Source organism: Streptococcus sp. (assembly GCF_030825805.1).
Taxonomy (GTDB): Bacteria; Bacillota; Bacilli; order Lactobacillales; family Streptococcaceae; genus Streptococcus.
On the sequence record NZ_JAPJPF010000023.1, the window covers coordinates 1 to 26,760 of the forward strand.

A 26,760-nucleotide genomic window follows, 5' to 3' on the forward strand; every position below is an offset into this window, starting at 1 on the left:
GTAATGATCGCAAATTTACGATCTGGATTTTCTCCCATGACGCGACTTGCTTGGTTAAATGGAGAACCACTCCAAAGGTCAGCCAAAACCAAGATTTCATCTTCTGCATCAAATGCGGCAACAGCAGCATTGAATTTAGCATAGAGATCATCTGGGCCTTCACTTGGCATGAACGTAACCACTTGAACTTTCTCTTGATCCCCAAAGATCATCGAGCCGGATTGGTGGATTCCAGCTGCAAATTCACCGTGGCTAGCAATAATGATACCAATACTCATTATTGACATTCCTCCTTATAAAATTTGTTTGACTTTCAGTTTAAGAAAACTTTAAGCTTCTTTATTATAAACCGTTTTCATATTTAAGTCAATTTTTCAGTACTAAATTAAAGGAAAAAGAAGGTCTTTAATATATTAAATTGTTAATATTTATTTTTGGGTGCTAGCAGAGTTTTTCACTACTGAACTCGGAAGGCCTTTGGAAATCCTTGACAAAATGGGAGTGAAGGGGATTCAGAGTTTCTAAAAAGAGTAGTAGTAGCTTCTAATAGGTAAAATAAAAATATAGCAACCCCTTGCAGGTCCTGTTTGTGAGAAACTAAAAAAGACCAGTCCATTTGGGCTGGTCTAATAGGTTGAGTTGATTAGTTGGTGAAGTCAAGTACCATACGTCCTTGAATGGTTCCGGCTTCCATTTCGTCAAAGACTTTGACAGCATCTTCTACTGGACGTTTTTGAACAACTGGAACGACCAAGCCTTCTGCTCCAAATTGGAAGGCTTCTTCCAAGTCTTTACGAGTTCCTACAAGAGAACCGATGACTTGGATACCATCTAATACTGTTTTCACAATGCTGAGCTCCATCATTTCAGAAGGAAGTCCGACTGCAACAACGCGACCACCCGCACGAACTGAATCTACTGCTTGGTTGAAGGCTACTTTAGAAACGGCTGTTACGACAGCAGAGTGAGCTCCACCATTTGTTTTTTCTTTGATCAATCCTGGGACATCTTCGACTTCACGACCATTAATGACAAAGTCTGCCCCAACTTCTTTAGCCAATTCGAGTTTATCATTGTTGATATCAACAGCGATGACATGAGCGTTGAAGACTTTCTTGGCATATTGAACAGCTAAGTTACCCAAGCCACCAGCTCCATAGATAACGATCCATTGGCCTGGTTCAGCTTTGGCTTCTTTGATAGCTTTGTAGGTTGTAACACCGGCACAGGTAATAGAAGAAGCTTGGGCTGGATCTAATCCCTCTGGTACTTTTACTGCGTAGTCTGCAGTTACGATACATTGTTCAGCCATTCCTCCATCAACAGAGTAACCAGCATTTTTTACAGTACGGCAAAGAGTTTCGCGACCAGTTGTACAGTATTCACAAGTGCCACATCCTTCGAAGAACCAAGCAACACTGACACGGTCACCAACTTTTAAACTTGTCACATCTGGAGCAAGTTCTTTAACAATCCCGATTCCTTCGTGTCCAAGAACACGGCCTGGAACTTTACCGAAGTCTCCGTGAGCAACGTGCAAGTCCGTGTGGCAGACACCACAGTATTCGATTTGAACAAGAGCTTCCCCTGTTTCTAATGGGCGCATCTCCTTGTTTGCAACAATTTCAACACCAGTACCTTCTGGATTTACAACAACAGCTTTCATAGTTTTCCTCCTCAAGAGCTTAGTTGAATTAGAGACGGTAATAAAACGAGAAGTAACATCACTTGAATCATTATCGTATGAAACGAGCTAGGCTCCTTTTTTATTTTTGTTATGTTAATTTTATCACAAACTCCATCAGTTAGCAAGCGTTTACATAGAAAAATTTTCTGAAAATAAACTTAACTGGTTAAATTATTTTCAGAAAAAGTCCCTATAAAGTTTCGTATGTTTGAGAAAACAAAAAAGCTTGAATCCTTTCTTGTAAAAGGTGATTCAAGCGATTCACTTTATTTATAGGAAGAGTTTTTCTAGTTGACGAGCAACGCCGTCCTGATCATTTGTATACTCGGTTTGTTTATCGGCATAGGGGAGGAGGACAGGATTGGCGTTTTTCATTGCATAACCAGTTCCTGCGAAAGCCAACATGTCTGTATCGTTTTGTTCGTCTCCAAAGGCAATCAGATCTTTCCGATTAAGTCCGTAAGTCTCGAGGAGATAGTTGAGGGCAAAGGCCTTATTGACGCCTTTTGGAGCACATTCAAGAATGTTGAGGGGACCACCCCAGCTATTGATTTCTAGATCGTGATGGTAGTAATCACGCATTTCTTCGGCTAAAGCATACTTATCTTCAGCGCGTGTTTGAAAGAGGATGGCGTTTGGGTTTTCGGTAACTTTACGGGCTTCGAATTTTGTTTTGGAGGAGATTTTTGAAACCCCAAATAAGGCGGGATCAATCGTATGGTGGTAGGTATGGGTGACATAAAACTTATTTCGGTACTCTCCTGCAATAAAGTCCGCCTGGATGTCATTTTCTCTCTCGACCATATCGAGGAGGTATTTTTTATCAAGGGTCATGGATAGTTCTTTCGACCATTTTTTATTTGGAATATGAGTGAGAGCGCCGTTAAAGTTAATCATGGGACTTTCCAATCCCAATTCCTTATAGATGTGATCTGCCATTCGATAGGGACGCCCAGTTGTAATAATGACCTGGTGGCCTTGTTCACTGACTTTCTGGATGGTTTCAATCGTATAGGATGATAATTTGCTCTCAGAATTTAATAAGGTGCCATCTAAATCGACAGCAATTAGTTTTTTATTCATAGGAAGAATCCTTTCATTTGTATGGTTTTTCGAACTCTAAATAAGGAGTATAGAAGTGCCATATTTTAAGAAGAATGCTACCATTATACCAGATAAATAGGAAAATTTCAGTCTTTCGAATGGTAAATAATGTGGCAGAAAAGATTGTTCAGATGAATCTCTTGTAAAAGTGAATGATATTTGATAAGATATTAGTATTGTTCGTGATTGAGTCGCGAGCAGATTTATTTTTTTTAAGGAGTTTATTAGAAAAATGGATAAGTTTTTTAAACTATCTGAACACGGAACGACGGTTCGTACAGAGGTATTAGCTGGTTTAACGACCTTCTTTGCCATGTCTTATATCTTATTTGTAAACCCTCAAATGCTCTCCCAAACAGGAATGCCTGCTCAAGGAGTATTTCTAGCAACCATTATTGGGTCAGTCGTCGGGACTCTCATGATGGCTTTCTACGCGAATCTGCCTTATGCCCAAGCACCAGGAATGGGCTTGAATGCCTTCTTTACCTTTACAGTGGTATTTGGGATGGGCTATTCTTGGAAAGAAGCCTTGGGAATGGTCTTTATTTGCGGACTAATTTCATTGGTTATCACATTAACCAATGTTCGGAAAATGATTATTGAGTCCATTCCAAATGCTTTGCGTTCAGCTATTTCAGCTGGTATCGGAATTTTCTTGGCCTATGTTGGAATTAAAAATGCTGGCTTGTTGAAGTTTTCGATTGATCCGCATACCTATACGGTGGCAGGAGAAGGGGCTGACAAAGCGAATGCAGCGATTACAGCAAATTCTGCAGCGGTCCCAGGACTTGTTAGTTTCAATAGTCCGACAGTCCTCCTTGCCTTGGCTGGCTTAGCCATTACTGTTTTCTTTGTCATCAAGGGCATTAAAGGAGGAATTATCCTTTCTATCCTTACGACAACAATCCTCGGTATTGTGTTTGGAATTGTTGATCTTTCAACGATTGACTTTGGTAGTACCCATCTTGGAGCAGCTGTCAATGATCTTGGCAAAATTTTTGGAGCTGCACTTGGTTCAGAAGGATTAGGTTCTTTGATTACCAATACTTCTCGTCTTCCTGAAACCTTGATGGCCATCTTGGCATTCTCCTTGACAGATATCTTTGATACGATTGGTACCTTGATTGGAACTGGTGAAAAAGTTGGTATTGTTGCCACAAATGGTGAAAATCATCAATCCGCTAAATTGGATAAAGCCCTTTATTCAGACCTTGTAGCGACATCTGTTGGTGCTATTGCAGGTACTTCGAATGTGACGACTTATGTTGAGTCAGCTGCGGGAATTGGAGCTGGTGGACGGACTGGTTTGACAGCCCTTGTAGTAGCCATCTGTTTCACAGTGTCAAGTATTTTTAGTCCCCTTCTTGCTATTGTACCGACAGCAGCGACAGCACCGATTTTGATCATCGTTGGGATCATGATGTTGAGTAGCTTGAAAAACATCCATTGGGATGATATGGCAGAAGCTGTACCAGCCTTCTTCACCTCTATCTTTATGGGGTTCAGCTATTCCATCACAAATGGGATTGCAGCAGGTTTTATTACCTATACAGTAACCAAACTGGTCAAAGGTGAAGCCAAAGAAGTTCACAGTATGATTTGGATTTTAGATGCCTTGTTTATTCTGAACTTTATCAGTATGGCCTTGCACTAGAATGAACATAGAAGAAAGCTTGGACAAATCGTCCAAGCTTTTTGATTGTCTCAGGTGAGGCCGAAGGTGATCGACTAAAAATAGTGGGCAAGAATCAATTATTTTTGGTATAATGGAGCAATGAAAAGTCAAAATGAACAAGAGTTGATTGCACTTGGAAAACAGTTGGGTCAACAGTTAGAAAAACAGGATGTCGTGATTCTGACAGGGGATCTGGGGGCTGGGAAAACAACCTTTACAAAAGGCCTAGCTCAAGGGTTGGATATTCGTCAGATGATTAAAAGTCCCACTTATACCATTGTGAGAGAATATGAAGGTCGCTTGCCTTTGTATCACCTGGATGTCTATCGTATAGGGGACGATCCAGATTCGATTGATTTGGATGACTTTTTGTTTGGTGAAGGGGTTACCGTCATTGAGTGGGGAGAGTTGCTAGAGACCAGTCTTCCTGCTGGATATTTAAAGGTTGAATTGCTCAAGGATGGTGACGGACGCGAGATACGCTTGTCAGCTGTCGGGGAACGTGCAGAACAATTAAGGGAGTCATTTCTGACTTCTGTAGGAGCTTGAAGATGGAACAGGTACTAGATCTCTTTTTGAAAGAGGCTGAAGTGTCGGATGCACAGTCTTTACTCGACTTTTTTAAAGATGTAGCGACTGAATCTGATTTTACGACCTTATCTTCAGAAGGACTTGGGATGACCAAGCAAGAGTTGGAAATGTATGCAAAAAAACAAGCACAAACAGACAATCAATTATGTCTTTTGTTATACTTGGGTGAGGATCTAGTAGGTGTCTTAAATATTGTCGCGGATCAAAACAAGGCTTTGCGTCATATTGGAGATCTCTTTATTGTTATTCGGAAGGCATACTGGAATAAAGGCTTAGGTCGCCTTCTTCTAGAAGAAGGAATCGCATGGGCAGAAGGGACCAACCTCCTTCGGAAGTTAGAACTCAGTGTCCAAGTTCGAAATGAACGGGCTATCCATCTTTATCAAACGCTAGGATTTGAAATTGAAGGCCTCCGAAAGAGAGGCGTATACAAGGAAGGGGAATATCTGGATGTTTACCTAATGGGCAAACTGATAGATGGACAGAATCAATGATTAAAAAAATTCTATTAATGTTTTTTAGTTTGTTAGCAGTAACGACGATTGGGATTGGGGCGTACGGGCTGACCATCCTTAATCAGTCGACAAATGCGTTGAGTAAGACCTATAAAGGAATCGGCGGTGAAAACAATGTCATTGCAGAAAACAAACCAATGACCATCTTGCTCATGGGGGTCGATACTGGATCAGGCTCACGAGAGGATCAGTGGGTAGGAAACAGTGATACCATGATCCTGGTGACGGTGAATCCACAAACGAGTGAGACAACGATTATGAGTTTGGAACGGGATATCTTAACCAATATTACGCAGGATGGAGAAACGGTTCAAGCTAAGCTGAACGCAGCTTATGCTCAAGGTGGGGCCGAGTTGGCCATTGAAACCATCCAAGATTTGATGAATATTCATATTGACCGTTATGCGATGATTAATATGAAAGGCCTAGTCCAACTGGTTGATAAGGTCGGCGGAATAACGGTAAACAATCCATTTGATTTCGATATTTCGATTGAAGAAAATGAACCGGAGTATACAGCTAAAATTCCACCTGGTCGTCAAGAAATTGACGGAGAACAAGCGTTAGTATACTCACGGATGCGTTATCAAGATCCAGAAGGAGACTATGGTCGTCAAAAACGTCAACGAGAAGTCATCGAAAAGATCATCAAGAAAATATTGACTTTGGATGGTCTGAGCAATTATCAAGGAATTATTGAAGCGGTTAGTGATAATATGCAGACCAATATCTCCTTGGATACGGATAGTTTGATGCAGTTGATGGGCTATCGAGATGCCTTGAAGAACATTCGTATGGAACAGTTGAAAGGTGAAGATGCTACCCTTGCCGATGGCGGAAGTTACCAAATTGTTACTTCAGAACACCTGTTGAAGATGCAGAATATACTGCGTAAAAGTCTTGGTTTATCGCCTTTGCGCAAGCTTAAAACGAGTGCTGTTTTATTAGATGGAGACGAAGCTAGTGGAACTGTTTCATCAGAAAGTGGTGAAGCTTCAGTAGAATCGAGCCAGGATACTGGTGGAGGATATTATGAACCTTCCTATGTTCCAGAAACTACTGTAAGCTCAGAAGCAATTACACAATACCAACCGGCAGTGACTCCTTCTACGGATACAACAGTAGCTGGTGATGGAGGAAACTAAATCATTTCTCTTCTAAAAATAAAAAGGTTTTGAGACGACTGTCTCAAAACCTTTTTTGCTTATTCGTGATTTGATTTCTCAGACCAAATAGTTTGGATTTGTTCTACAGAAGCATTGGCTTGCTGAGAGAAGACCCTTGCTTTATAGGAAAAGTCTTCCAGTAATTGATTTAAAAGGACTCTTTGATCTTGGATGATTTCAATATTTTTTTTGATGTTAGAAAGGTTTGATTGGATTCCTTCGGTTAGTTGTTTGGTTTCACTGAATTCATTTTTCAGAGGTTCGCGATTTTTAACAAGCTGATAGCTGATGGTTGCTCCAGTCGCAAACCAAAATAGATCTCTTAATTTCATAGTAAGCTCCTTTTTAATGGTTTGAGATATCCTTGGCTAATTGGACAAGGTGATTAAAATCGGGTTCATGGGCAATGAAATCAATCTTTAAGTCGTCATCTTGAGAGTAGCGTGGAAGAATATGGACATGGGTATGGAAGACAGATTGTCCTGCGATTTCTTCCATATTACTAATGATATTCATCCCTTGAGGTTGCGTAGCACTTTCAACTTTTTTGGTGACTGTTGAAACGACGTTAAAGAGATCAGCCGTTTCATCTGGTGTCATTTCCAACAGATTGCGGGCATGTTTTTTTGGAATCACAAGGGTATGGCCTGGAGTGACCTGAGAGATATCTAAAAAAGCAAGAAAATGGTCATCTTCGTAGACCTTAGAAGCAGGAATGTCTCCAGAAACAATCTTACAAAAAATACAATCCGAAACCATAAATATACCTCAATTTAGCTAGATTTTGTTATAATATAAGAACATTATACCAGAAAGCAAAGAAAATATGTTAGAAATAAAAAACCTGACAGGAGGCTATGTCAATATCCCTGTCTTAAAAGATGTTAGTTTTGAGGTTGGCGATGGTCAATTGATTGGATTGATTGGCTTGAATGGAGCAGGAAAGTCAACGACCATTAATGAAATTATAGGTCTCCTGCGTCCCTATGCTGGTGAAATCCGGATTGATGGCTTGACTCTAGTGGCTTCTCCAAGTGCTTATCGCAAAAAAATTGGTTATATCCCAGAAACCCCTAGCCTTTATGAAGAATTAACTTTACGTGAGCATATTGAGACAGTAGCTATGGCCTATGATTTGGATCAAGAAGCTGTTTTTGCGCGTGTGACTCCTCTCCTGAAGCAATTTCGACTAGAGGAAAAATTGGATTGGTTTCCTGTCCATTTTTCTAAGGGGATGAAACAAAAGGTCATGATCATTTGTGCCTTTGCTGTTGATCCAAGTTTGTTTATTGTGGATGAGCCCTTTTTAGGCTTAGATCCAGTTGCAATCTCAGATTTAATTCAACTATTGAATGCAGAGAAAGAAAAAGGAAAATCTATTTTAATGAGTACCCATGTTCTGGATTCTGCTGAAAAAATGTGTGATGCCTTTGTCATCCTCCATAAGGGACAGGTCCGTGCCCAGGGGACTTTAGAGGAATTGCGAAAAGAGTTTGGAATGGCAGATGCGGATTTGAATGAGATTTACCTTGCACTAACAAAAGAGGCTGACCGATGATAGAAGTACTAAAAAAGAGGAAAGCGAGCTTTCGCAATCAGTGTTTGAAATATTCTCGCTATGTGTTTAATGATCACTTTGTTCTCTTTCTCTTGATTTTTCTAGGTTTTTTAGCAGTTCAGTACAGCCAATTTTTGCGCTCTCTACCAGAAGATAAGAGCCTTCTCCTCCTTGTACTTGTCCTAGCTCCCTTTCTCCTGCTTCCTGTTGGTTCAATCGCAACCTATGTTGAGAAGCCAGACATGATTTTCCTCCTAGTAAAAGAAGAGGAATTGAAGGGCTATTTGAAACAACAAACCTTACGAGCGACTATTTTCTGGGGAATTGTGCAAACCTTTGTGCTTGTCCTGTTTGTCCCTTTGGCTCTGGCTTTAGGACTGTCTCTTGCCATTGTAGGGGTTTATTTGGTTGCTCTCTTTCTCTTGAAAGTTCTTGTTTTTCAAGGGAAGGGGAAAAGATTCTATAACCAGGCGGGTCTTGATTGGAAGCGAATCGTAGAGCTTGAAAACCTGAGAAAGCAAAGTATTCTAAGGTTTTTTGCCCTTTTTACAACAGTAAAAGGAATGACTAATAGCGTAAAACGGCGGGCTTATTTAGATAAGCTGACAAAAATGGTTCCGAAAGTCATCGACAAGACCTGGAACAACTTGTATCTCCGTTCTTATCTCAGAAATGGGGATCTGTTTTCCATGAGCCTGCGTCTATTAGGACTATCAATAGCGGTCTTTCTCTTCATCCCGCAAACACTAGTAGCAGTGGCTGTCACTGGGCTCTTGAATTATTTACTTGTTTTTCAATTGCTTGGACTCTACAAGGCCTTTGACTATCAATATTTAACGCGACTTTTCCCCTTGGAAAATCGTGCTAAGACACGAGGGCTTCTTCAAACAGTTCAATCGGTGACTTTGTTTGTGGCTCTCATCGAGGGAGGCCTAGGATTGGTGGTCTTTGAAGACAAACTTCTTGTCTTGGCCTTGCTAGCTTTCACAGCCTTTTTAGCCTATGTTTATGCACCTTTCAAGGTGAGACGATTAGTTGACGAAACGCCTTAAAATTAGTAAAATAGATGGGAAACTTTTTACGGAGGAATAGATGGACTCGAACGAAAAAGAGCTAACGTTGACCCCAATTGCTGGTAAAAGCGGGAAAGCCTTTATGGGGACTTACCCGGATGGGGGGAAAGTATTTGTCAAAATGAATACAACTCCAATATTAGCGGGGCTAGCTAAAGAACAAATTGCTCCACAACTCTTATGGAGCCGACGCTTACCTGACGGAAATGTGATGAGCGCACAAGAATGGTTAAATGGAGAAATTCTAACTCCAAATGGGATGGGGAAAAAGCAAGTGGTTCATATCCTGACTCGTTTGCACCGTTCACGCCCCTTGATGACGCAGTTGAGAAAATTGGGCTATACGGCAGAATCTCCGCTGGATTTATTGAATTCTCTGAGCAGTCAGTTGCCAATCGCTTTGCGTCAAAACAATTATTTGCAATCTGTGTTAAAGAGTTTAAGACAGACTGTTCCAGCTTTTCGAGAAGATTATGCGACCATTGTTCATGGAGATGTACGCCACAGTAACTGGATTGAAACGGACAGTGGATTTATCTACTTGGTTGATTGGGATTCTGTCCGCTTAACAGATCGGATGATGGACGTGGCTCATGTTTTAAGTCACTACATTCCAGACTTTCAGTGGCAGGATTGGTTGGTCTATTACGGCTATAAGTACAACGAAACTGTATTTGGTAAATTGTACTGGTTTGGTCAATACTCTTTCCTTTGTCAGATTGTAAAATACTATGAAAATAATGATTTAGAGAATGTTAACCGGGAAATTTATGCCTTGCGTAATTTCCGGTCAAAATATGGGAAGGAAGCATGAGAGTTAGAAACCGCAAAGGTGCAACCGAATTATTAGAAGCCAATCCGCAATATGTCATCTTAAAACCAGAAGAAGCCAAAGGGAAGTGGCATGAGATTTTTGGAAATGACCATCCGATTCATATTGAAGTGGGAAGCGGTAAAGGAGCCTTTATCACTGGAATGGCTAAACAAAATCCAAATATCAACTATATTGGGATCGATATTCAAAAATCGGTATTGAGCTACGCTTTGGACAAGGTGTTAGAAGCCGATGTTCCGAATATCAAGTTGCTTTGGGTAGATGGAGATAGCCTGACCAATTACTTTGAAGATGGTGAAATTGATCAATTGTATCTCAATTTCTCAGATCCTTGGCCGAAGAAACGTCATGAAAAACGTCGCTTAACTTATAAGAGTTTCTTAGATACCTTCAAACAGATTTTGCCAGAGTATGGGGAGATTCATTTTAAGACGGACAATCGAGGACTCTTTGAATATAGTTTGGTGAGTTTTTCTCAATACGGAATGACTTTAAAGGGTGTCTGGTTAGATCTTCATGCGAGTGATTTTGAGGGCAATGTCATGACCGAATATGAAAAGAAATTCTCAAGTAAGGGTCAGGTTATTTATCGAGTTGAAGCACAATTTTAAAGTCTAGATAAGGATTAAGGAGGCTGGGACAAAAGTCCTAGCCTCTCAATTGTCTTTGGATTGTCGAGCAAGACGCAGTGGTTGAGTGGGCTCTACTAGGCTGATTTCAGCAGCTTTTATAGCCCTACTCAACTGTGCGGAGGTGCGACGACGAAATCGAATTCTAACGAATGACCGATTTCTATCCCACTCTCGTTTTTCTTTTTGATGATAGCTGTAAGAATGAGGAAGGCGAAATTCTTGCATTTCGACGGAACTTGTGCTAAAATGTTTAAAATGAATAGAAAAGGAGAGGCGAAGACATATCTTCGCCTCTTATCTGTGAGGAGGTGTTGTCCTATCGCAACAATTGTTGAATTAGTAACAGAAATTATTGAACCGGTCATCCAAGCTCCCTTTGAATTAGTGGATGTTGAATATGAAAAGGTTGTAGGAGATTATGTTCTAAGTATCTTTGTTGATAAGCCAGGTGGTATTACCCTGAACGATACAGCAGATTTAACAGAAGTGATTAGTCCTCTGTTGGATCAGATTCAACCAGATCCATTCCCGGAACAGTACTTCCTAGAAGTGACGAGTCCTGGTTTGGAGCGTCCCTTAAAAACCAAAGATGCAGTGGAAAAAGCTCTGGGTCAATATATCCATGTCAGCTTGTACAAGGCAGTTGACAAACAAAAGGTTATTGAAGGAACACTCGTTAAGTTCGAAGATGACCAATTGACCATGGAATACATGGACAAAACCAGAAAGAAAACCATTGAAATCCCCTATAGTCTTGTATCGAAAGCAAGATTAGCTGTCAAATTATAGCAGAAAAGAAAGGAAGGCTCTTAGTAGCTTAAGAGCAAGAAAAGAATGAGTAAAGAAATGCTAGATGCTTTTCGCATCTTAGAAGAAGACAAAGGAATCAAAAAAGAAGATATCATTGAAGCTGTCACAGAATCATTGCGTTCAGCTTACCGGAGACGGTATGGCCAAGCCGAGAGTGCTGCTATCGAGTTTAATGAAAAGACTGGTGACTTCCGTGTTTATACCGTTCGTGAAGTAGTAGACGAAGTTTTTGATAGCCGGTTAGAAATTAGTTTGAAAGATGCTCTTGCGATTAGCTCTGCCTATGAATTGGGAGACAAAATCAAATTTGAAGAGGCTCCTGCTGAGTTTGGCCGTGTCGCAGCACAATCTGCCAAACAAACCATCATGGAAAAAATGCGCAAGCAAACTCGTGCGATTACCTATAACACTTATAAAGAACATGAAAATGAAATTATGAGTGGAACTGTGGAGCGTTTTGATAATCGCTTTATCTATGTGAATTTAGGATCTATCGAAGCTCAATTGTCTAAACAAGATCAAATTCCAGGAGAAGTTTTCCAATCTCATGATCGCATCGAAGTATTTGTCTACAAAGTAGAAGACAATCCTCGTGGGGTGAACGTATTCGTAAGCCGTAGCCATCCAGAAATGATCAAACGTTTAATGGAGCAAGAAATTCCGGAAGTTTACGATGGAACGGTTGAAATCATGAGCGTAGCGCGTGAAGCTGGCGACCGGACCAAAGTTGCTGTTCGTAGCCATAATCCAAACGTGGATGCGATTGGAACCATCGTTGGTCGTGGTGGATCGAATATTAAAAAGATCACCAGCAAGTTCCACCCAGCTCGCTATGATCAGAAATTGGATCGTATGGTTCCAACAGAAGAAAATATTGATGTCATTGAGTGGGTCCCAGATCCAGCAGAATTTATCTACAATGCCATTGCTCCTGCTGAGGTCGATCAAGTTATCTTTGACGAAGAAGACAGCAAACATGCCCTTGTGGTAGTGCCAGATAGCAAACTATCTCTTGCGATCGGTCGTCGGGGTCAAAACGTACGCTTGGCGGCTCACTTAACTGGCTACCGGATTGATATCAAATCAGCTAGTGAGTACGAAGAAATGGAAGCAAGTCAAGAACCTGCTTTTGAAGAAGTAGAAAGTGATTTGGATTCTGTAGACGAATAGGGAGGGAATCATGGTAAAGACAAGAAAAATCCCTTTACGCAAGTCTGTTGTTTCAAACGAGGTCATCGATAAACGAGATCTCTTGCGAATCGTAAAAAATAAAGAAGGTCAAGTTTTTATCGATCCGACTGGGAAAGCAAATGGTCGTGGTGCTTATATCAAACTGGATAATGAGGAAGCACTTCAAGCTAAAAAGAAGAAAGTCTTCAATCGCAGCTTTAGCATGGAAGTGGATGAAGCTTTTTACGACGAATTGATTGCTTATGTGGATCATAAGGTGAAGAGAAGAGAGTTAGGCCTTGAATAAGCAAAAAGTCAGTAATTTATTGGGATTGGCTCAGCGAGCAGGGAAAATTATCTCTGGGGAAGAATTGGTTATCAAGTCTGTTCAAGAAGGAAAGACTTGCTTAGTTTTTCTAGCAGATGATGCCGCTCCCAATCTTACAAAAAAAATCACAGATAAATGCCACTATTATGGCGTTCCGGTATTAACCGTGTTTTCAACACTAGAATTAAGCACTGCCATTGGTCGCTCACGAAAGGTTGTGGCCGTGACAGATGCTGGATTTTCAAAGAAAATGAGGTCTCTTATGGAATAGAAGAGGAGGACAGCAATTGTCTAAGAAAAGATTGTATGAGATTGCCAAAGAACTAGGCAAGGAAAGTAAAGAAGTCGTCACACGTGCGAAAGAATTAGGGTTGGAGGTAAAGAGTCACGCTTCTAGTATTGAAGGTGAAGCTGTTGAGCGTTTGGTGAATAGTTTTGCATCAAAGGCTCCTCAAACTCCTAAAGTGACGGAAGAAAAACAAGTAAAAGTTGTGCCGGTTGCAAAAGAACCCGTTGCAAACAATACAGAAAAAACAACTGAAACAGCTGTAGCACCTGTTGTGAAGCCAAAGAGTCGTAATTTCAAGGCGGAACGTGAAGCCCGTGCGAAAGAGCAAGCTGAACGTCGTCAACAACAAGGAAATCGACCTAAAAAACAACAAAACGACCGTCGGGACGGAGATCGTTTCCAAAATCGCAATGAGCGAAAGAATCAAGGGAATGACCGTCGAAATCAAGGGAATGATCGTCGTCGCGATCAAGCTGGAAATGGTCAAGGACGTCCAAATCCAGTAAACGGTGCACCCAAGATTGATTTCAAAGCCCGTGCTGCAGCATTAAAGGCAGAGCAAAATGCGGAATATGCACGTGGTAGTGAAGAACGCTACAAGCAAAACCAGGCAGCCAAGGTTGAGCAAGAACGACAACAACGTCGTAAGCGCGAAGAAGTGGTTGCCACTGAAGTTGTCGCTTCACAACCAAAGGCGGAGCCAGTGAAAGCAACTCCAGTAGCGAGTCCAAGTCCTGCAGCAGTTGATACACGTCGGAAAAAGCAAGCTAGACCAGACAAAAAACGTGAAGATTTTGATCGTGAAGAAGATGGTCCAAGAAAACAACAAAAGAATCGAAGTAGTCAAAACCAAGTGAGAAATCAAAGAAATAGTAACTGGAATAACAACAAAAAGAATAAAAAAGGAAAGAATAACCGCAATGAAGCTCCAAAACCAGTAACAGAGCGTAAATTCCATGAGTTGCCAAGTGAATTGGAGTACACAGATGGAATGACGGTTGCGGAAATCGCAAAACGGATTAAGCGTGAGCCGGCAGAAATCGTTAAGAAGCTCTTCATGATGGGCGTGATGGCGACACAAAACCAATCTTTGGATGGCGATACCATTGAACTTCTGTTAGTGGATTATGGAATTGAAGCTAAGAAAAAGGTTGAAGTGGATAATGCGGATATCGAGCGCTTCTTCGTCGAAGATGGTTATTTGAATCCAGATAAATTGGTGGAGCGTCCACCAGTTGTTACCATTATGGGACACGTTGACCATGGTAAAACAACCCTTTTGGATACCCTTCGTAACTCACGGGTTGCGACAGGAGAAGCCGGTGGGATCACCCAGCATATCGGAGCCTACCAAATCATGGAAAACGGCAAGAAGATTACCTTCTTGGATACACCTGGACACGCAGCCTTCACCTCTATGCGGGCACGTGGTGCATCTGTTACCGATATTACCATCTTGGTCGTAGCAGCGGATGACGGGGTTATGCCTCAGACGATTGAAGCCATTAACCACTCAAAAGCGGCTAACGTTCCAATTATCGTTGCCATTAACAAGATTGATAAACCAGGTGCCAATCCAGAACGTGTTATTGGAGAATTGGCAGAACACGGCGTTATGTCAACTGCTTGGGGTGGAGATTCTGAATTTGTAGAAATCTCAGCCAAGTTCAACCAAAACATCGATGAGTTGTTGGAAACGGTCCTTCTTGTAGCTGAAATCCAAGAACTCAAGGCAGACCCAACAGTCCGTGCTATTGGTACCGTTATCGAAGCGCGTTTGGATAAAGGAAAAGGTGCGGTTGCAACTCTTCTTGTGCAACAAGGTACTTTGAATGTCCAAGATCCAATCGTTGTCGGGAATACTTTCGGGCGTGTCCGTGCCATGACCAATGACCTTGGACGTCGGGTTAAGGTTGCAGGTCCTTCCACACCAGTTTCGATTACTGGTCTAAACGAAGCGCCGATGGCGGGTGACCATTTTGCGGTTTATGAAGATGAAAAATCAGCGCGTGCAGCGGGTGAAGAACGTGCCAAACGTGCCCTCTTGAAACAACGGCAAGCAACTAATCGTGTCAGCCTTGAAAACCTCTTTGATACTTTGAAGGCTGGTGAAGTGAAATCTGTTAATGTCATTATCAAGGCTGATGTACAAGGTTCGGTTGAAGCCCTTGCTGCTTCCCTTCAAAAGATTGAAGTAGAAGGTGTCAAGGTTACCATCGTTCACTCAGCGGTTGGTGCTATCAACGAATCAGACGTTACCCTCGCAGAAGCTTCAAATGCCTTCATCATTGGATTTAACGTCCGCCCTACTCCTCAAGCGCGTCAGCAAGCTGAAGCTGATGAGGTAGAAATCCGTCTTCACTCAATCATCTACAAAGTGATTGAAGAAATGGAAGATGCCATGAAGGGAATGTTGGATCCTGAGTTTGAAGAGAAAGTCATCGGGGAAGCGGTTATTCGTGAAACCTTCAAAGTCTCTAAAGTGGGTACCATTGGTGGATTTATGGTCCTCAGTGGTAAGGTCACTCGTGATTCCAAAGTTCGTGTCATTCGTGACGGTGTCGTGATTTATGATGGCGCTCTTGCTAGCTTGAAACATTATAAAGATGATGTCAAAGAAGTAACCAACGGTCGCGAAGGTGGATTGATGATCGAAGGCTACAATGATATCAAGACGGATGATAGCATCGAAGCTTACATCATGGAAGAAATTAAAAAATAAACTGTTAACTAGGAAAGAAGAGAAGAAATCTCCCATTTCCTAGTTTTAAAGACAGATCAGAAAGGAGTTCCTATGGCAAGTCATTTTCGGACAGACCGAGTAGGGATGGAAATCAAGCGTGAAGTCAACGAAATTTTGCAAAAAAAAGTTCGTGACCCACGTGTTCAAGGTGTCACCATTACGGATGTTCAGATGCTAGGCGATTTGTCTATGGCTAAGGTCTACTATTCGATTATGAGTGACCTGGCTTCAGATAATCAGAAGGCTCAGACAGGGCTTGAAAAAGCAACAGGAACCATCAAGCGCGAATTAGGTCGGAATTTAAAATTATATAAGATTCCGGATTTAACCTTTATCAAAGATGAATCCATTGAATATGGAAACAAAATTGATCAAATGTTACGAGAGCTTGATAAAAAATAATGAACAAAACGATAGATTTTGTAGAGTCTATCGTTTTTTTAGGACAAAATTCAGAAGAAATTTCAAAAAAAAACTTGTGTCCAAGTGGTGGATGTTTTAAAATAGAGTGAGTAAACTTTTATCGAATGATGATGGAGGAAAGAAATGTCCATTGATTGGCAGAACATTTTATTTAACTTCTTAGGTGGCTTGGGTCTCTTTCTCTATAGTATTAAAACCATGGGAGAAGGCTTGCAACAGGCTGCAGGGGATCGCCTTCGATACTATATTGATAAATATACGAGTAATCCCTTTCTAGGGGTTCTAGTAGGGATTGGGATGACTGCTTTGATTCAGTCTAGTTCAGGGGTTACAGTGATTACGGTCGGTCTGGTGAGTGCTGGACTTCTAACCCTCCGTCAAGCTATTGGTATTGTTATGGGGGCCAATATTGGAACTACTGTTACCTCCTTTATCATTGGTTTTAAATTAGGAGACTACGCCTTGCCTATGCTTTTTATCGGAGCGATTTGTCTCTTCTTTACCAAAAATCGTTTGGTTAATAATGTTGGACGAATCGTTTTTGGTGTCGGTGGTATCTTCTTTGCCCTCAACTTGATGAGTGGGGCTATGGAACCTCTTAAAGATTTGCAAGTTTTTCGTGACTACATGGTGGAGTTGAGTAAAAGTCCTATCTTGGGTGTCTTTGTCGGATCAGGATTAACTCTTTTGATTCAGGCTTCCTCTGCAACCATTGGTATCTTACAAAATCTCTATGCTAGTCATTTGATTGACCTTAAAGGGGCTCTCCCAGTTCTCTTTGGTGATAATATCGGAACGACCATTACAGCCATCATTGCTTCCTTGGGAGCAAATATTGCGGCCAAACGTGTGGCGGGTGCCCATGTAGCCTTTAATGTTATCGGAACCATTATCTGTCTTGTCTTCCTTGTTCCGTTTACATCTTTGATTCAATGGTTTGAAACGACTCTTCATTTGTCTCCCGAGATGACCATAGCCTTTGCTCACGGGACCTTTAATATTACCAATACCATCATCCAGTTCCCCTTCATTGGAGCTTTGGCTTACTTTGTGACGAAATTGATTCCTGGTGAGGATGAAGTGGTCAAATACGAACCACTTTACTTGGATGAAAATCTGATTACCCAAGCTCCTTCGATTGCTTTAGGAAATGCCAAAAAAGAACTATTGCATTTAGGAACCTATGCTGAAAAGAGTTTCGACTTGGCCTATCGCTACATTGTAAATCAAGAAGAAAAGCTAGCTGAAAAAGGCCATAAAACAGAAGAAGCCATTAATACCATCGATGATCAGTTGACCAAATACTTGATCCGCTTGTCTAGTGAAGCTCTGAGTCCAAAAGAAAGTGAATCCTTGACTAATATTTTGGATTCTTCTCGAGATTTAGAGCGGATTGGAGACCACGCGGAATCCTTAATCAACCTGACGGACTACCTCATTCGGAAGAAAGTTGTGTTTTCTGATAATGCCTTGGCTGAATTAGAAGATATCTACCAACAAACTGCTACTTTTGTTAAAGATGCACTTAGAAGTGTAGAAGAGGATAACCAAGAGTTGGCAGCAGAGTTGGAACAGCGCCATCAGGCAATTGAAAAGCTCGAAAAGAAATTGCGGAAGACCCATATTTCTCGTCTAAACAAGGGCGAGTGTACACCTCAAGCAGGTGTCAACTTTATTGATATGATCTCTCACTATACACGTGTTGCAGACCATGCCATGAATTTAGCAGAGAAGGTACAATTAGAGCAGATCTAAAAAAGCAAAAAGAGGCTGGGACAAAAGTCCTAGCCTCTCAATTGTCTTTGGATTGTCGAGCAAGACGCAGTGGTTGAGTGGGCTCTACTACGCTGATTTCATCAGCTTTTACAGTCCTACTCAACTGTGCGGAGGTGGGACGACGAAATCGAATCTAACGAGTGACCGATTTTTGTCCCACTCTCTTTAGATTGGTATAACATTTTTTTTAAAACTTTCCTTAGGTGAGTACGGACGTCAGCGAACTTCTTCGAAGTTCCATGACTAATTATTGAGCCTAAGGTCTCAATAATTCCGTGTACCTAGACCTTAATTGATCTAGGCACTTTTCTCACAGCGGAAAGTTTTAGATCTGCCTAATTTCTCAAAAAAGATAATTTTTTAAAAAAATCATCTATCTATTTTATGGAAAAAGTTTGTCAATATTCTGAAATCCAGTTCTTTAGAACTGGATTTCTTATTGTATTTATAAAGAATATTAATATATTTAAATAAAATAGGTCTAGACCATTTACAAATGTAGCACAAAGGATTATAATGTGTATGAATATATCGGTAGAAAAAGAAAGGAAATCACCATGACAACCTATATACAAGCAGATCAATTCTTTTATCCCCATGGAATTCGTAAGGGAGGATATCTAGAAATTGTCGATGGCAAATTCGGAAAACATGTGGATCAGCTACCAGAGGGAGCTACCGTTTTGGACTATACCGGCTATAGTATTGCTCCTGGTTTGGTCGATACGCACATCCATGGATTTGGTGGAGTTGACGTTATGGACAACAACATTGAGGGGACCCTTCATACTATGAGCGAGGGGCTCTTGAGCACAGGGGTTACTAGCTTTTTGCCAACAACTTTGACCTCTTCTTATGAGCAATTATTAGCAGTAACTGAAAACATTGGCGCACGATACCAAGAAGCTTCCGGTGCAAAGATTCGTGGGATTTACTTTGAAGGACCTTACTTTACAGAGAAGTACAAGGGAGCTCAAAATCCAGCCTATATGAAAGATCCTCGGATGGATGAATTCCGTGCATGGCAAAAAGCAGCCAACGGCTTGCTCAATAAAATTGCCCTTGCTCCTGAGCGGGAAGGTGTAGAAGACTTTGTCCGTACAGTAACAGGAGAAGGGGTGACGGTTGCGCTTGGGCACTCCAATGCAACCTTTGACGAAGCCAAAAAAGCAGTGGATGCTGGAGCTAGTGTCTGGGTGCATGCCTATAACGGAATGCGTGGCTTGACGCACCGTGAGCTTGGAATGGTTGGGGCTATGTACCAACTTCCTCATACTTATGCAGAGTTAATCTGTGATGGCCATCACGTTGATCCAAAAGCCTGTGATATTCTCCTCAAACAAAAAGGAGTGGAAAATATCGCTTTGATCACTGACTGTATGACAGCTGGTGGCTTGGAAGATGGCGACTACATGTTGGGTGAATTCCCTGTTGTCGTAGAAAATGGAACAGCCCGTTTGAAATCGACAGGGAACCTGGCTGGTTCGATCTTGAAGCTTAAAGATGGATTGAAGAATGTTGTTGAGTGGGGCATTGCCAATCCTCATGAAGCGGTCATGATGGCGAGTCTCAACCCTGCTAAATCCGTCCATATTGATGATGTCTGTGGCCAAATCCGTGAGGGTTATGACGCTGACTTTGTTGTATTGGATAAAGATTTAGAGTTGGTAGCAACCTTCTTGGATGGCCAAAAACGATTTGAAGCTTAATGGTGAAAAATAGGTTCAAATACGAATCGATTGCTTTTGATTTCTTTTACCAGTTTTAAAATTGAATTTCTTCCATGAGGCTGGGACAAAAGTCCTAGCCTCTTAATTGTCTTTAGATTGTCTAGCAAGACGCAGTGGTTGAGTGGGCTCTACTAGGCTGATTACATCAGCTTTTACAGCCCTACTCAACTGTGCGGAGGTGGGACGACGAAATCGAATTCTAACGAATGACCGATTTCTGTCCCACTCTCATTTAAATAGGATTCCTTAGCCTAGCCATTTGTCTCTTTGCTCCGATACATGGTATAATGAAATTAATTGAATCGCGAGGTAGTTTTATGCATAAGATAAATGTACGTTTTTTATTGATGGGGTTGTTTTTCTTTATCTACGGTATGTTACGCCGTAGTCCCGTCATTCTAGTGGCAGGTAGTGCCTTTTTACTCTACGCCTTTTTTAGTAAGTCGATGGTGCAACCTAAGGAAAATATCTTTAAGCCAAAGTTGCGCTTGAATGCGAAGACTTCTAAGTCTGGTAAAAAAAACAAAGGAAAGTGACGGGCAATAAGATGAAGAGCTACAAACTAAATGATGGACGCCAAATTCCTGTACTAGGTTTTGGTACTTGGAAGGCGAAAGATGGCGAAGAAGCTTATCAAGCAGTAAAAACAGCCTTAGAAGCGGGCTATCGCCATATTGATACGGCAGCCATCTATCAAAACGAAGAAAGCGTCGGAAAGGCTATCCGGGATAGTGGTATTCCAAGAGAAGAACTTTTTGTAACGACCAAGTTGTGGAATAATCGTCATACCTATGAGGATGCTTTCAATGGCCTAGAAGAATCTTTGCACAAATTGGGACTAGACTTTATCGATTTGTATTTAATCCACTGGCCAAATCCTGTGACCCACCGAGAAAATGAGGCCTGGAAAGAACGGAATCGTGAGGTTTGGAGAGCCATGGAAGATATGCAGGCAGAGGGTAAAATTCGCTCGATTGGCGTGAGTAACTTTTTGCCTCATCACCTGGATGCTCTGTTGGAGAGTGCCAAAGTTCTTCCAGCAGTCAATCAGATTCGCTTGGCTCCTGGGGTCTATCAAGAGGAAGTAGTCCGTTATTGCCGTGAAAAAGGAATTTTATTGGAGGCTTGGGGGCCATTTGGTCAAGGAGAGCTTTTTCAAAATGAGACAGTTCTTGCATTGGCTAAAAAATATAGTGTAACTCCAGCCCAGCTTCTTTTAGCTTGGAGTTTAGCAGAAGAATTTTTACCTTTGCCTAAATCAGTGACTCCTGAACGCATTGCAAGTAATCTTCAATGCACTACAATCGAATTGGCTCCAGAAGACTGTGAGCTCCTTCGGAAGATCCCAGTAGAAGCGGGAGCGCCAGACCCAGATACCAAAGACTTTTAAGACAGTAAGTTAGTTGATTTATAAAAGACAGTGAGAGTTTGCTCTCGCTGTTTTTTTTGTGCAATGAGATAAAAAAACGGATGATTGGTTTTAGTTTTCTAATTATTTGAATTATAAAATCACTAAAAACAAACAAAAAACACCTAATTAAAGATATCATGCGGAAATATTACAATTTGATAACAAAGTTAATGTTGAGTGAATTTTCTGAAAAATTAGGAGTATAATAAGAATAATTTAGTATATAGGGGGAATTTTATGAGTAAACAGCGTTTCTCATTGAGAAAATATAAATTTGGTGTTGCATCGGTGCTGTTAGGGTCGGTCCTTGTCTTTGGAGCAGGAAATGTAAGTGCGGATGAAACAAAACAACCAGAGACTGCAGTAATTGCATCTGCAGAAGCAAATCCAGCGTTGCCAAGTGAGTCTGCTTCTCCTGTAAGTGATCAGGCAAATGAGCAGACTAGAGACTCAGTAGTTGAAAATGGTAAAGTTGTTGACGAGCCAGCCTCTTCAGAAAAAGAGGCAACAAGTCCATCTGTCGAATCAGGTAGCCAAGTAGTTGCCCAGGAAGCAAAAACAGAGGATAAAGCTACTGAAAAGCAAGTAGAAGCTGTAACTAAAAATGAGGCTAAACCTGCAGAAAAAGCAAGTGAGGGACAGGAAAAAACAGAAGTTAAACCCTCTTCAACAGAGGAGAAGGCTGAGGCTAAACCTGCAACAGAAGCAAGAGCTGAAAAGAAAGCTGAAGACAAACCATTCAGTATCAGCAGCAATACGATTATTAATGTGCCTCAAACTTGGGAAAAAGGCTACAAGGGTGAAGGGACTGTTGTTGCAGTCATTGACTCTGGTTTAGATGTCTACCATGAAGTATTGCGGATTTCAGACCCGACAAAAGGGAAGTTCAAAAATCAAACAGAATTAGAAGCTGCAAAAAAAGCAGCGGGAATTGATTACGGAAAATGGTACAACGATAAGGTCGTCTTTGCTTATGATTATATGGATGGAGATGACAATATTAAAGAAAAAGACCATGATTCACATGGTATGCACGTAACAGGGATTGCGACTGGGAACCCTGACAAAAAAGCTGGGGATGGCAACTATGTATACGGAGTTGCTCCAGAAGCCCAAGTGATGTTTATGCGTGTTTTCTCTGATCGTAGTGGATCAACCAGTGATGTTGTCTATGTGAAAGCGATTGATGACGCAGTTGCATTGGGAGCGGACGTCATCAACATGAGTTTGGGATCTGTGACAGGTTCTACTGTGAATGCTAGTCCCGCTGTCCGGGAAGCTATCCAACGAGCACGCGCAAAAGGGGTTAGCGTCATTATCGCGGCAGGAAATAGCAATACCTATGGATACGGTTATGACAATCCAAGTGCTGAAAACCCTGATTACGGTGTCGTGGGGAGTCCTTCAACCGTAGAAGAGTCTATTTCAGTTGCATCCGTAAATGATTCGGTTGTAACAGAAGAAGTCTTTACAGTTCGAGGCTTGGAAGACAATGCCGACTTGGATAAAGGAAAATTCACCTATACAGCAGCTGAAACAGATGCCAATTTCGAAAATGGGAAAGAATATGATTATGTAGATGCTGGTTTGGGGCGTGAGAGTGATTTAGACAGTCTCGATTTGACTGGTAAAGTTGCCCTTATCAAACGTGGCGAAATCACCTTCTCAGATAAGGTCGCTAATGTCTATAAAAAAGGAGCAATTGGAGCCCTTATTTACAACAGTGTCGAAGGCGCGAATGTCAAAATGGGCCTCGAAGGGGATGCGAGAAAGATCCCTGCTGTTTTCATTTCTAAGCGCTATGGAGAAGCGATTAAAGGTAAAGACTACAAGCTTGTCTTTGATGGTAGCTTAGACAATCGTCCAAACCCTGATGCAGATAAGATGTCAGATTTCTCCAGTTGGGGAGTCTCAACAGATGGCCAATTAAAACCGGATGTCACAGCACCTGGTGGGTCGATCTTTTCATCTCTAAATGACAATAGCTATGGTAGTATGAGCGGAACCAGTATGGCCTCCCCTCATGTAGCTGGGGTATCGGCTTTGGTGAAGGAATACCTCCAAGCTCATCATCCAGAACTTTCGCCAGAGGAGCTATCTGCAACAGTCAAAGCCTTAATCATGTCAACCGCAAAACCGCACCTCAACAAAGAAACGGGTGCTTACACTTCGGTACGTCAACAAGGGGCGGGGATTGTGGATACTGCTGCAGCGGTTTCAACAGACCTATATGTAACGAATGAAGATGCTTACCCAAGCGTAACTCTTGGCAATGTCGAGGATCGGTTTAGTTTTGATGTGACCGTTCATAATATTTCTGATACTGACAGAGAGTTGAAGATGATTGTGAATACCACTACCGACGATGTAAAAGATGATCGCTTTACCTTGAAGCCTCGGAAATTAACAGAGACGGTATGGCCAAATGTAACTGTAAAAGCCCATAGTAGTCAGACAGTGACAGTGACTGTCGATGCGTCTAAGTTTGCAGAGGAATTGACTAAATTGATGCCGAACGGTTACTTCCTAGAAGGATTTGTTCGCTTTGTGGATCCAGCAGATGACGGCGATGTGGTTAGCATTCCATTTATGGGCTTCCGTGGTTCTTTCCAAAATATCCCTGCGGTTGAAAAACCAATCTACAATTTGGTAAGAGAAGGGAAATCAGGATTCTACTATGATGTTCCAGAAACCAAACATGTGACTTCAAAGACGAATGTAACATCCTTAGTCTCTAACGCTAACGACGTGCTCTATTCGACTGCTAAGAAGGAAACAGCAGAACGAAGCCCAATCGTTCTTGGGACAGTAGAAACTCCAGAAGGTTTGAATGTCCTCCATTTAGATGCGGATGGCAATGTACGTCTGGCTATTTCTCCAGATGGAGATGGAAACAAAGATTACGTGCAGTACCGTGCTGTAGTCTTGCGAAACCTAAAAAATATGAAAGCAGCTGTCTACAAGGCAGATGATCAAGCATTTGCTCAGCCAGTTTGGACAAGTACAGGAGCTTTCTCTGCTCGTAAGAATTATTTTGACGGACGTGGGAAACGATCTTATCTAGTCGACAACACGGCTTGGGAAGGAACTAATGCCAAGGGTGAAAAGGTGGCGGATGGTCACTATATCTATGAGGTTCGTTATACGCCAGCAGTTCCAGGAGCAGAGGAGCAAGTTGTTCGCTTTAACCTCCAAATTGATACCCAAAAACCAGTCTTGACTTCAGGTTACACGACCAAGAAGGATGGGGTAGAAACCTTCTATGCTCGTAAAACAAAAGATGTTGGCAATGGTGGAATCTTACGAGAGCAAGTCTTCTATGTCAAGACCTTTGATGAAGAGGGGACCCTAGTTAAGGAGGGGAAAGACGCCCTAGGGAAGACTAGCCGTTTTGAAAACCGTGTCTATTTAACGGCAAATGAAGATGGAGGCTATACTCTTCCAGAAGGAATCAGTAAAGACTTACTTTACTATGTGGTTGAAGATTACGCTGGAAACCGCGACTTTGCCTCTCTTGCTGATTTTGCTGCTACTGAGGATAGTGGCCGAATTAAGGTATCAGTCCTAGATGCCGATACACATCAAGAATTAGATACTGATTTTGTCTACCGTATCAAAGATGAACAAGGGCAGTATGTCAACTTAGATAAAGGGAAAGAAATCAATTTCCTTAAGTTTGGTAGCTATGTTGCAGAACTCTTTGCCTATGACAAATCAGATCTGAAACTCGTCAGCGAACGAACTCAGAAATTTGAAATCACTGCAGAGGATAGCTTTAAGACCATCGAATTCTTGGCGAAAGAGATTGTCACTGCTCCTTTGAGCCTGGTCTTTGATCAAGCAGTACCTAGAACAACACCAGTTGTCTTGAAGAATCAAGCTGGTGAAACCTTTGTTCTTCCAGTTCAACGCTATGGCAAGAATGCTTTTGGGAAAGATGTCCCAGTTGGAACTTATACGATTTCAGTCAGTCTACCAACAGGCTATGAGTTGTTTGAGGATGCACCGACTGTGACCGTTCTGGCGGATCAAAACAACCTCGCAAAACTTTCTGTTGTCATTAAGACCCAATTGTTGCAATTGCTGGCTCAACAAGCTAACTTGACCAGCACTCCTCAGTACTTTAATGCAACAAGTGAAAAACGTTTAGCTTATGATGCAGCATACCAAGAAGCTCAGAAAGCTCTTGCGACTAAGTTATCACAAGCAGAAGTTGACCAAATCTTTTCAAATCTTGGATTGGTAACCAGTCAATTAGATGGGAAAGAGTCTGATTTCACAGCGCTAAAATCAGCTATTGCTGCCTATGATGCGACTTCAAAAACAGGCCGTTATGCGAACGCTAAGGATTCTGCTCGACGTGCCTTTGATCAAAGCTTTAAGGAGTTGGCTCTCTTGCTCGTCCGCGAAGGTGTGACACAAGAGCAAATCAACCAAGCGCTTGCGAACTACCAGGCGGCTGATCAACAATTAACTGGCAAAACAACCGATTTCTCAAGTCTTAAGAAATTGATTGCAGCAGAACTCCAGTTCCAAGCTAAGAACGCTAAGTTTATCTATGCAGCAGATAAGGTGAAGGTGAATTACCTTCAAGCCTTTATCCGCGCTCAAGCAGTACTGGCTAATCCTGGTGCTAGTCAACAGGAAGTCAAGGCGGCCTTAGCAGAGGTTAAAGCTGCTAAGAAAAAATTAAATGGGAAAAAACCAAAGGTTGCAAAACGCCCATAACCTTACCCTTTCTTTGAAAGGAATTTCTACAAGTCTGAAACAACAGTTTCGGACTTGTTTTTTGTTTACACTCGAATAGAAATCTGCTATAATACTAGTCAAGAAAGAAAGGCTTATGGCGTTTTTTTAGCGAGCTTGGGACAGTGAAAGCCAAGTGGAACAAGATAGGCAAGTGGCGCTTTCTCTCAGTAGATAGCTGAGTACAGTAGAATAAAATGAAGTAATAAATTAGGGTGGAACCGCGTTTCTGACGCCCCTAGGTCACTTGACTTAGGGGGAAAGACACGGTTTTTTTGTATCCAAAGTCGCAAGAATTAAAAAAGGAGTAAAACATGTCTAAAAAATTGACTTTCCAGGAAATCATCCTTACTTTGCAACAATACTGGAATGACCAGGGTTGTATGCTCATGCAGGCTTATGATAATGAAAAGGGTGCGGGAACCATGAGTCCTTACACCTTCCTTCGTGCCATTGGTCCTGAGCCATGGAATGCGGCTTATGTAGAGCCATCTCGTC

General features: G+C 41.7%; 24 protein-coding genes and 2 pseudogenes. 21 read left to right on the forward strand and 5 right to left on the reverse strand.

The features are described 5' to 3' along the window. The 3 genes from RCH62_RS04915 to RCH62_RS04925 all read right to left on the reverse strand — a co-directional run. The coding region (locus RCH62_RS04915) for a PTS sugar transporter subunit IIA (RefSeq protein WP_306474772.1) at positions 1 to 278 on the reverse strand (278 nt) is incomplete at its 3' end. Positions 279 to 643: 365 nt separating this feature from the next. Beyond that, a complete protein-coding gene (gene adhP / locus RCH62_RS04920) occupies positions 644 to 1,666 on the reverse strand; it encodes an alcohol dehydrogenase AdhP (RefSeq protein WP_048715224.1) in 1,023 nt (340 codons plus the stop codon). Positions 1,667 to 1,957: 291 nt separating this feature from the next. Continuing rightward, complete coding sequence (locus RCH62_RS04925) at positions 1,958 to 2,770, reverse strand: Cof-type HAD-IIB family hydrolase (protein WP_195348285.1); 813 nt, start codon at positions 2,768 to 2,770, stop codon at positions 1,958 to 1,960. 253 nt (positions 2,771 to 3,023) lie between these two features. Between RCH62_RS04925 and RCH62_RS04930 the strand changes: the two genes are divergently transcribed. From RCH62_RS04930 to RCH62_RS04945, 4 genes are all read left to right on the forward strand, one after another. Beyond that, positions 3,024 to 4,445 (forward strand): NCS2 family permease, encoded by a 1,422-nt coding sequence (locus RCH62_RS04930; protein ID WP_120701220.1) that lies wholly within the window; start codon positions 3,024 to 3,026, stop codon positions 4,443 to 4,445. Positions 4,446 to 4,565: 120 nt separating this feature from the next. Beyond that, on the forward strand, positions 4,566 to 5,015 hold the full coding sequence (gene tsaE, locus RCH62_RS04935) for a tRNA (adenosine(37)-N6)-threonylcarbamoyltransferase complex ATPase subunit type 1 TsaE (RefSeq protein WP_042361452.1): 450 nt from the start codon (positions 4,566 to 4,568) through the stop codon (positions 5,013 to 5,015). 2 nt (positions 5,016 to 5,017) lie between these two features. Next, complete coding sequence (locus tag RCH62_RS04940; protein WP_023022268.1) at positions 5,018 to 5,551, forward strand: GNAT family N-acetyltransferase; 534 nt, start codon at positions 5,018 to 5,020, stop codon at positions 5,549 to 5,551. Further along, positions 5,548 to 6,717 carry an LCP family protein gene (locus tag RCH62_RS04945; RefSeq protein WP_023022270.1) on the forward strand — a complete coding sequence of 390 codons (1,170 nt, stop codon included), beginning with the start codon at positions 5,548 to 5,550 and terminating at the stop codon, positions 6,715 to 6,717. Before RCH62_RS04940 ends, RCH62_RS04945 begins: the two co-directional genes overlap by 4 nt. A 59-nt stretch (positions 6,718 to 6,776) precedes the next feature. On the opposite strand, the gene RCH62_RS04950 is transcribed toward RCH62_RS04945, so the two are convergent. Both RCH62_RS04950 and RCH62_RS04955 read right to left on the reverse strand, forming a co-directional pair. Next, complete coding sequence (locus tag RCH62_RS04950) at positions 6,777 to 7,070, reverse strand: hypothetical protein (RefSeq protein ID WP_023022273.1); 294 nt, start codon at positions 7,068 to 7,070, stop codon at positions 6,777 to 6,779. 13 nt (positions 7,071 to 7,083) lie between these two features. Next, positions 7,084 to 7,497, reverse strand: a complete 414-nt coding sequence (locus tag RCH62_RS04955; protein ID WP_023027711.1) for an HIT family protein — start codon at positions 7,495 to 7,497, stop codon at positions 7,084 to 7,086. 67 nt (positions 7,498 to 7,564) lie between these two features. Between RCH62_RS04955 and RCH62_RS04960 the strand changes: the two genes are divergently transcribed. From RCH62_RS04960 to RCH62_RS05035, 17 genes and pseudogenes are all read left to right on the forward strand, one after another. After that, positions 7,565 to 8,296, forward strand: a complete 732-nt coding sequence (locus tag RCH62_RS04960; protein WP_195348289.1) for an ABC transporter ATP-binding protein — start codon at positions 7,565 to 7,567, stop codon at positions 8,294 to 8,296. Next, the gene (locus RCH62_RS04965) at positions 8,293 to 9,348 is read left to right on the forward strand and encodes an ABC transporter permease (protein WP_306474773.1); all 1,056 of its coding nucleotides are present in this window, start codon (positions 8,293 to 8,295) and stop codon (positions 9,346 to 9,348) included. The genes RCH62_RS04960 and RCH62_RS04965 overlap by 4 nt, the downstream gene beginning before the upstream one ends. A gap of 40 nt (positions 9,349 to 9,388) precedes the next feature. Beyond that, on the forward strand, positions 9,389 to 10,183 hold the full coding sequence (gene ccrZ / locus RCH62_RS04970; protein ID WP_195214380.1) for a cell cycle regulator CcrZ: 795 nt from the start codon (positions 9,389 to 9,391) through the stop codon (positions 10,181 to 10,183). After that, a complete protein-coding gene (gene trmB / locus RCH62_RS04975; RefSeq protein ID WP_195348290.1) occupies positions 10,180 to 10,815 on the forward strand; it encodes a tRNA (guanosine(46)-N7)-methyltransferase TrmB in 636 nt (211 codons plus the stop codon). The genes ccrZ and trmB overlap by 4 nt, the downstream gene beginning before the upstream one ends. Positions 10,816 to 11,136: 321 nt before the next feature. Next, a complete protein-coding gene (gene rimP, locus RCH62_RS04980) occupies positions 11,137 to 11,625 on the forward strand; it encodes a ribosome maturation factor RimP (RefSeq protein ID WP_081698240.1) in 489 nt (162 codons plus the stop codon). 45 nt (positions 11,626 to 11,670) lie between these two features. Beyond that, positions 11,671 to 12,816, forward strand: coding sequence for a transcription termination factor NusA (nusA, locus tag RCH62_RS04985; protein WP_023022285.1), 1,146 nt, complete (start codon positions 11,671 to 11,673; stop codon positions 12,814 to 12,816). A gap of 10 nt (positions 12,817 to 12,826) precedes the next feature. After that, positions 12,827 to 13,123, forward strand: a complete 297-nt coding sequence (gene rnpM / locus RCH62_RS04990; protein ID WP_006596879.1) for an RNase P modulator RnpM — start codon at positions 12,827 to 12,829, stop codon at positions 13,121 to 13,123. After that, the gene (locus RCH62_RS04995) at positions 13,116 to 13,415 is read left to right on the forward strand and encodes a YlxQ-related RNA-binding protein (RefSeq protein ID WP_023022287.1); all 300 of its coding nucleotides are present in this window, start codon (positions 13,116 to 13,118) and stop codon (positions 13,413 to 13,415) included. The genes rnpM and RCH62_RS04995 overlap by 8 nt, the downstream gene beginning before the upstream one ends. Before the next feature lie 31 nt (positions 13,416 to 13,446). Then, positions 13,447 to 13,521: pseudogene (locus RCH62_RS08460) on the forward strand (hypothetical protein); the annotation flags it as partial. A gap of 336 nt (positions 13,522 to 13,857) precedes the next feature. Beyond that, positions 13,858 to 16,155: pseudogene (gene infB / locus RCH62_RS05000) on the forward strand (translation initiation factor IF-2); the annotation flags it as partial. Positions 16,156 to 16,227: 72 nt separating this feature from the next. Beyond that, positions 16,228 to 16,578 carry a 30S ribosome-binding factor RbfA gene (gene rbfA / locus RCH62_RS05005; RefSeq protein WP_023022291.1) on the forward strand — a complete coding sequence of 117 codons (351 nt, stop codon included), beginning with the start codon at positions 16,228 to 16,230 and terminating at the stop codon, positions 16,576 to 16,578. Positions 16,579 to 16,722: 144 nt separating this feature from the next. Next, a complete protein-coding gene (locus tag RCH62_RS05010) occupies positions 16,723 to 18,354 on the forward strand; it encodes a Na/Pi cotransporter family protein (RefSeq protein WP_023022293.1) in 1,632 nt (543 codons plus the stop codon). A 578-nt stretch (positions 18,355 to 18,932) separates the two neighbouring features. Beyond that, positions 18,933 to 20,084 carry an N-acetylglucosamine-6-phosphate deacetylase gene (gene nagA / locus RCH62_RS05015; protein ID WP_306474775.1) on the forward strand — a complete coding sequence of 384 codons (1,152 nt, stop codon included), beginning with the start codon at positions 18,933 to 18,935 and terminating at the stop codon, positions 20,082 to 20,084. 338 nt (positions 20,085 to 20,422) lie between these two features. After that, positions 20,423 to 20,641, forward strand: coding sequence for a hypothetical protein (locus RCH62_RS05020; protein ID WP_042507434.1), 219 nt, complete (start codon positions 20,423 to 20,425; stop codon positions 20,639 to 20,641). Between the two features lie 11 nt (positions 20,642 to 20,652). Next, the gene (locus RCH62_RS05025; RefSeq protein ID WP_120701210.1) at positions 20,653 to 21,495 is read left to right on the forward strand and encodes an aldo/keto reductase; all 843 of its coding nucleotides are present in this window, start codon (positions 20,653 to 20,655) and stop codon (positions 21,493 to 21,495) included. Between the two features lie 258 nt (positions 21,496 to 21,753). Next, a complete protein-coding gene (locus RCH62_RS05030; RefSeq protein ID WP_129270643.1) occupies positions 21,754 to 26,244 on the forward strand; it encodes a S8 family serine peptidase in 4,491 nt (1,496 codons plus the stop codon). Between the two features lie 332 nt (positions 26,245 to 26,576). After that, the coding region (locus RCH62_RS05035) for a glycine--tRNA ligase subunit alpha (protein ID WP_306474776.1) at positions 26,577 to 26,760 on the forward strand (184 nt) is incomplete at its 3' end.

Excerpts from the sequence above, each read along its gene's own strand:
- adhP (WP_048715224.1), bottom strand. The coding sequence starts at position 1,666 with ATGAAAGCTGTTGTTGTAAATCCAGAAGGTACTGGTGTTGAAATTGTT.
- RCH62_RS04925 (WP_195348285.1), bottom strand. The coding sequence starts at position 2,770 with ATGAATAAAAAACTAATTGCTGTCGATTTAGATGGCACCTTATTAAAT.
- RCH62_RS04930 (WP_120701220.1), top strand. The coding sequence starts at position 3,024 with ATGGATAAGTTTTTTAAACTATCTGAACACGGAACGACGGTTCGTACA.
- tsaE (WP_042361452.1), top strand. The coding sequence starts at position 4,566 with ATGAAAAGTCAAAATGAACAAGAGTTGATTGCACTTGGAAAACAGTTG.
- RCH62_RS04940 (WP_023022268.1), top strand. The coding sequence starts at position 5,018 with ATGGAACAGGTACTAGATCTCTTTTTGAAAGAGGCTGAAGTGTCGGAT.
- RCH62_RS04945 (WP_023022270.1), top strand. The coding sequence starts at position 5,548 with ATGATTAAAAAAATTCTATTAATGTTTTTTAGTTTGTTAGCAGTAACG.
- RCH62_RS04950 (WP_023022273.1), bottom strand. The coding sequence starts at position 7,070 with ATGAAATTAAGAGATCTATTTTGGTTTGCGACTGGAGCAACCATCAGC.
- RCH62_RS04955 (WP_023027711.1), bottom strand. The coding sequence starts at position 7,497 with ATGGTTTCGGATTGTATTTTTTGTAAGATTGTTTCTGGAGACATTCCT.
- RCH62_RS04960 (WP_195348289.1), top strand. The coding sequence starts at position 7,565 with ATGTTAGAAATAAAAAACCTGACAGGAGGCTATGTCAATATCCCTGTC.
- RCH62_RS04965 (WP_306474773.1), top strand. The coding sequence starts at position 8,293 with ATGATAGAAGTACTAAAAAAGAGGAAAGCGAGCTTTCGCAATCAGTGT.
- ccrZ (WP_195214380.1), top strand. The coding sequence starts at position 9,389 with ATGGACTCGAACGAAAAAGAGCTAACGTTGACCCCAATTGCTGGTAAA.
- trmB (WP_195348290.1), top strand. The coding sequence starts at position 10,180 with ATGAGAGTTAGAAACCGCAAAGGTGCAACCGAATTATTAGAAGCCAAT.
- nusA (WP_023022285.1), top strand. The coding sequence starts at position 11,671 with ATGAGTAAAGAAATGCTAGATGCTTTTCGCATCTTAGAAGAAGACAAA.
- rnpM (WP_006596879.1), top strand. The coding sequence starts at position 12,827 with ATGGTAAAGACAAGAAAAATCCCTTTACGCAAGTCTGTTGTTTCAAAC.
- rbfA (WP_023022291.1), top strand. The coding sequence starts at position 16,228 with ATGGCAAGTCATTTTCGGACAGACCGAGTAGGGATGGAAATCAAGCGT.
- RCH62_RS05010 (WP_023022293.1), top strand. The coding sequence starts at position 16,723 with ATGTCCATTGATTGGCAGAACATTTTATTTAACTTCTTAGGTGGCTTG.
- nagA (WP_306474775.1), top strand. The coding sequence starts at position 18,933 with ATGACAACCTATATACAAGCAGATCAATTCTTTTATCCCCATGGAATT.
- RCH62_RS05020 (WP_042507434.1), top strand. The coding sequence starts at position 20,423 with ATGCATAAGATAAATGTACGTTTTTTATTGATGGGGTTGTTTTTCTTT.
- RCH62_RS05025 (WP_120701210.1), top strand. The coding sequence starts at position 20,653 with ATGAAGAGCTACAAACTAAATGATGGACGCCAAATTCCTGTACTAGGT.
- RCH62_RS05030 (WP_129270643.1), top strand. The coding sequence starts at position 21,754 with ATGAGTAAACAGCGTTTCTCATTGAGAAAATATAAATTTGGTGTTGCA.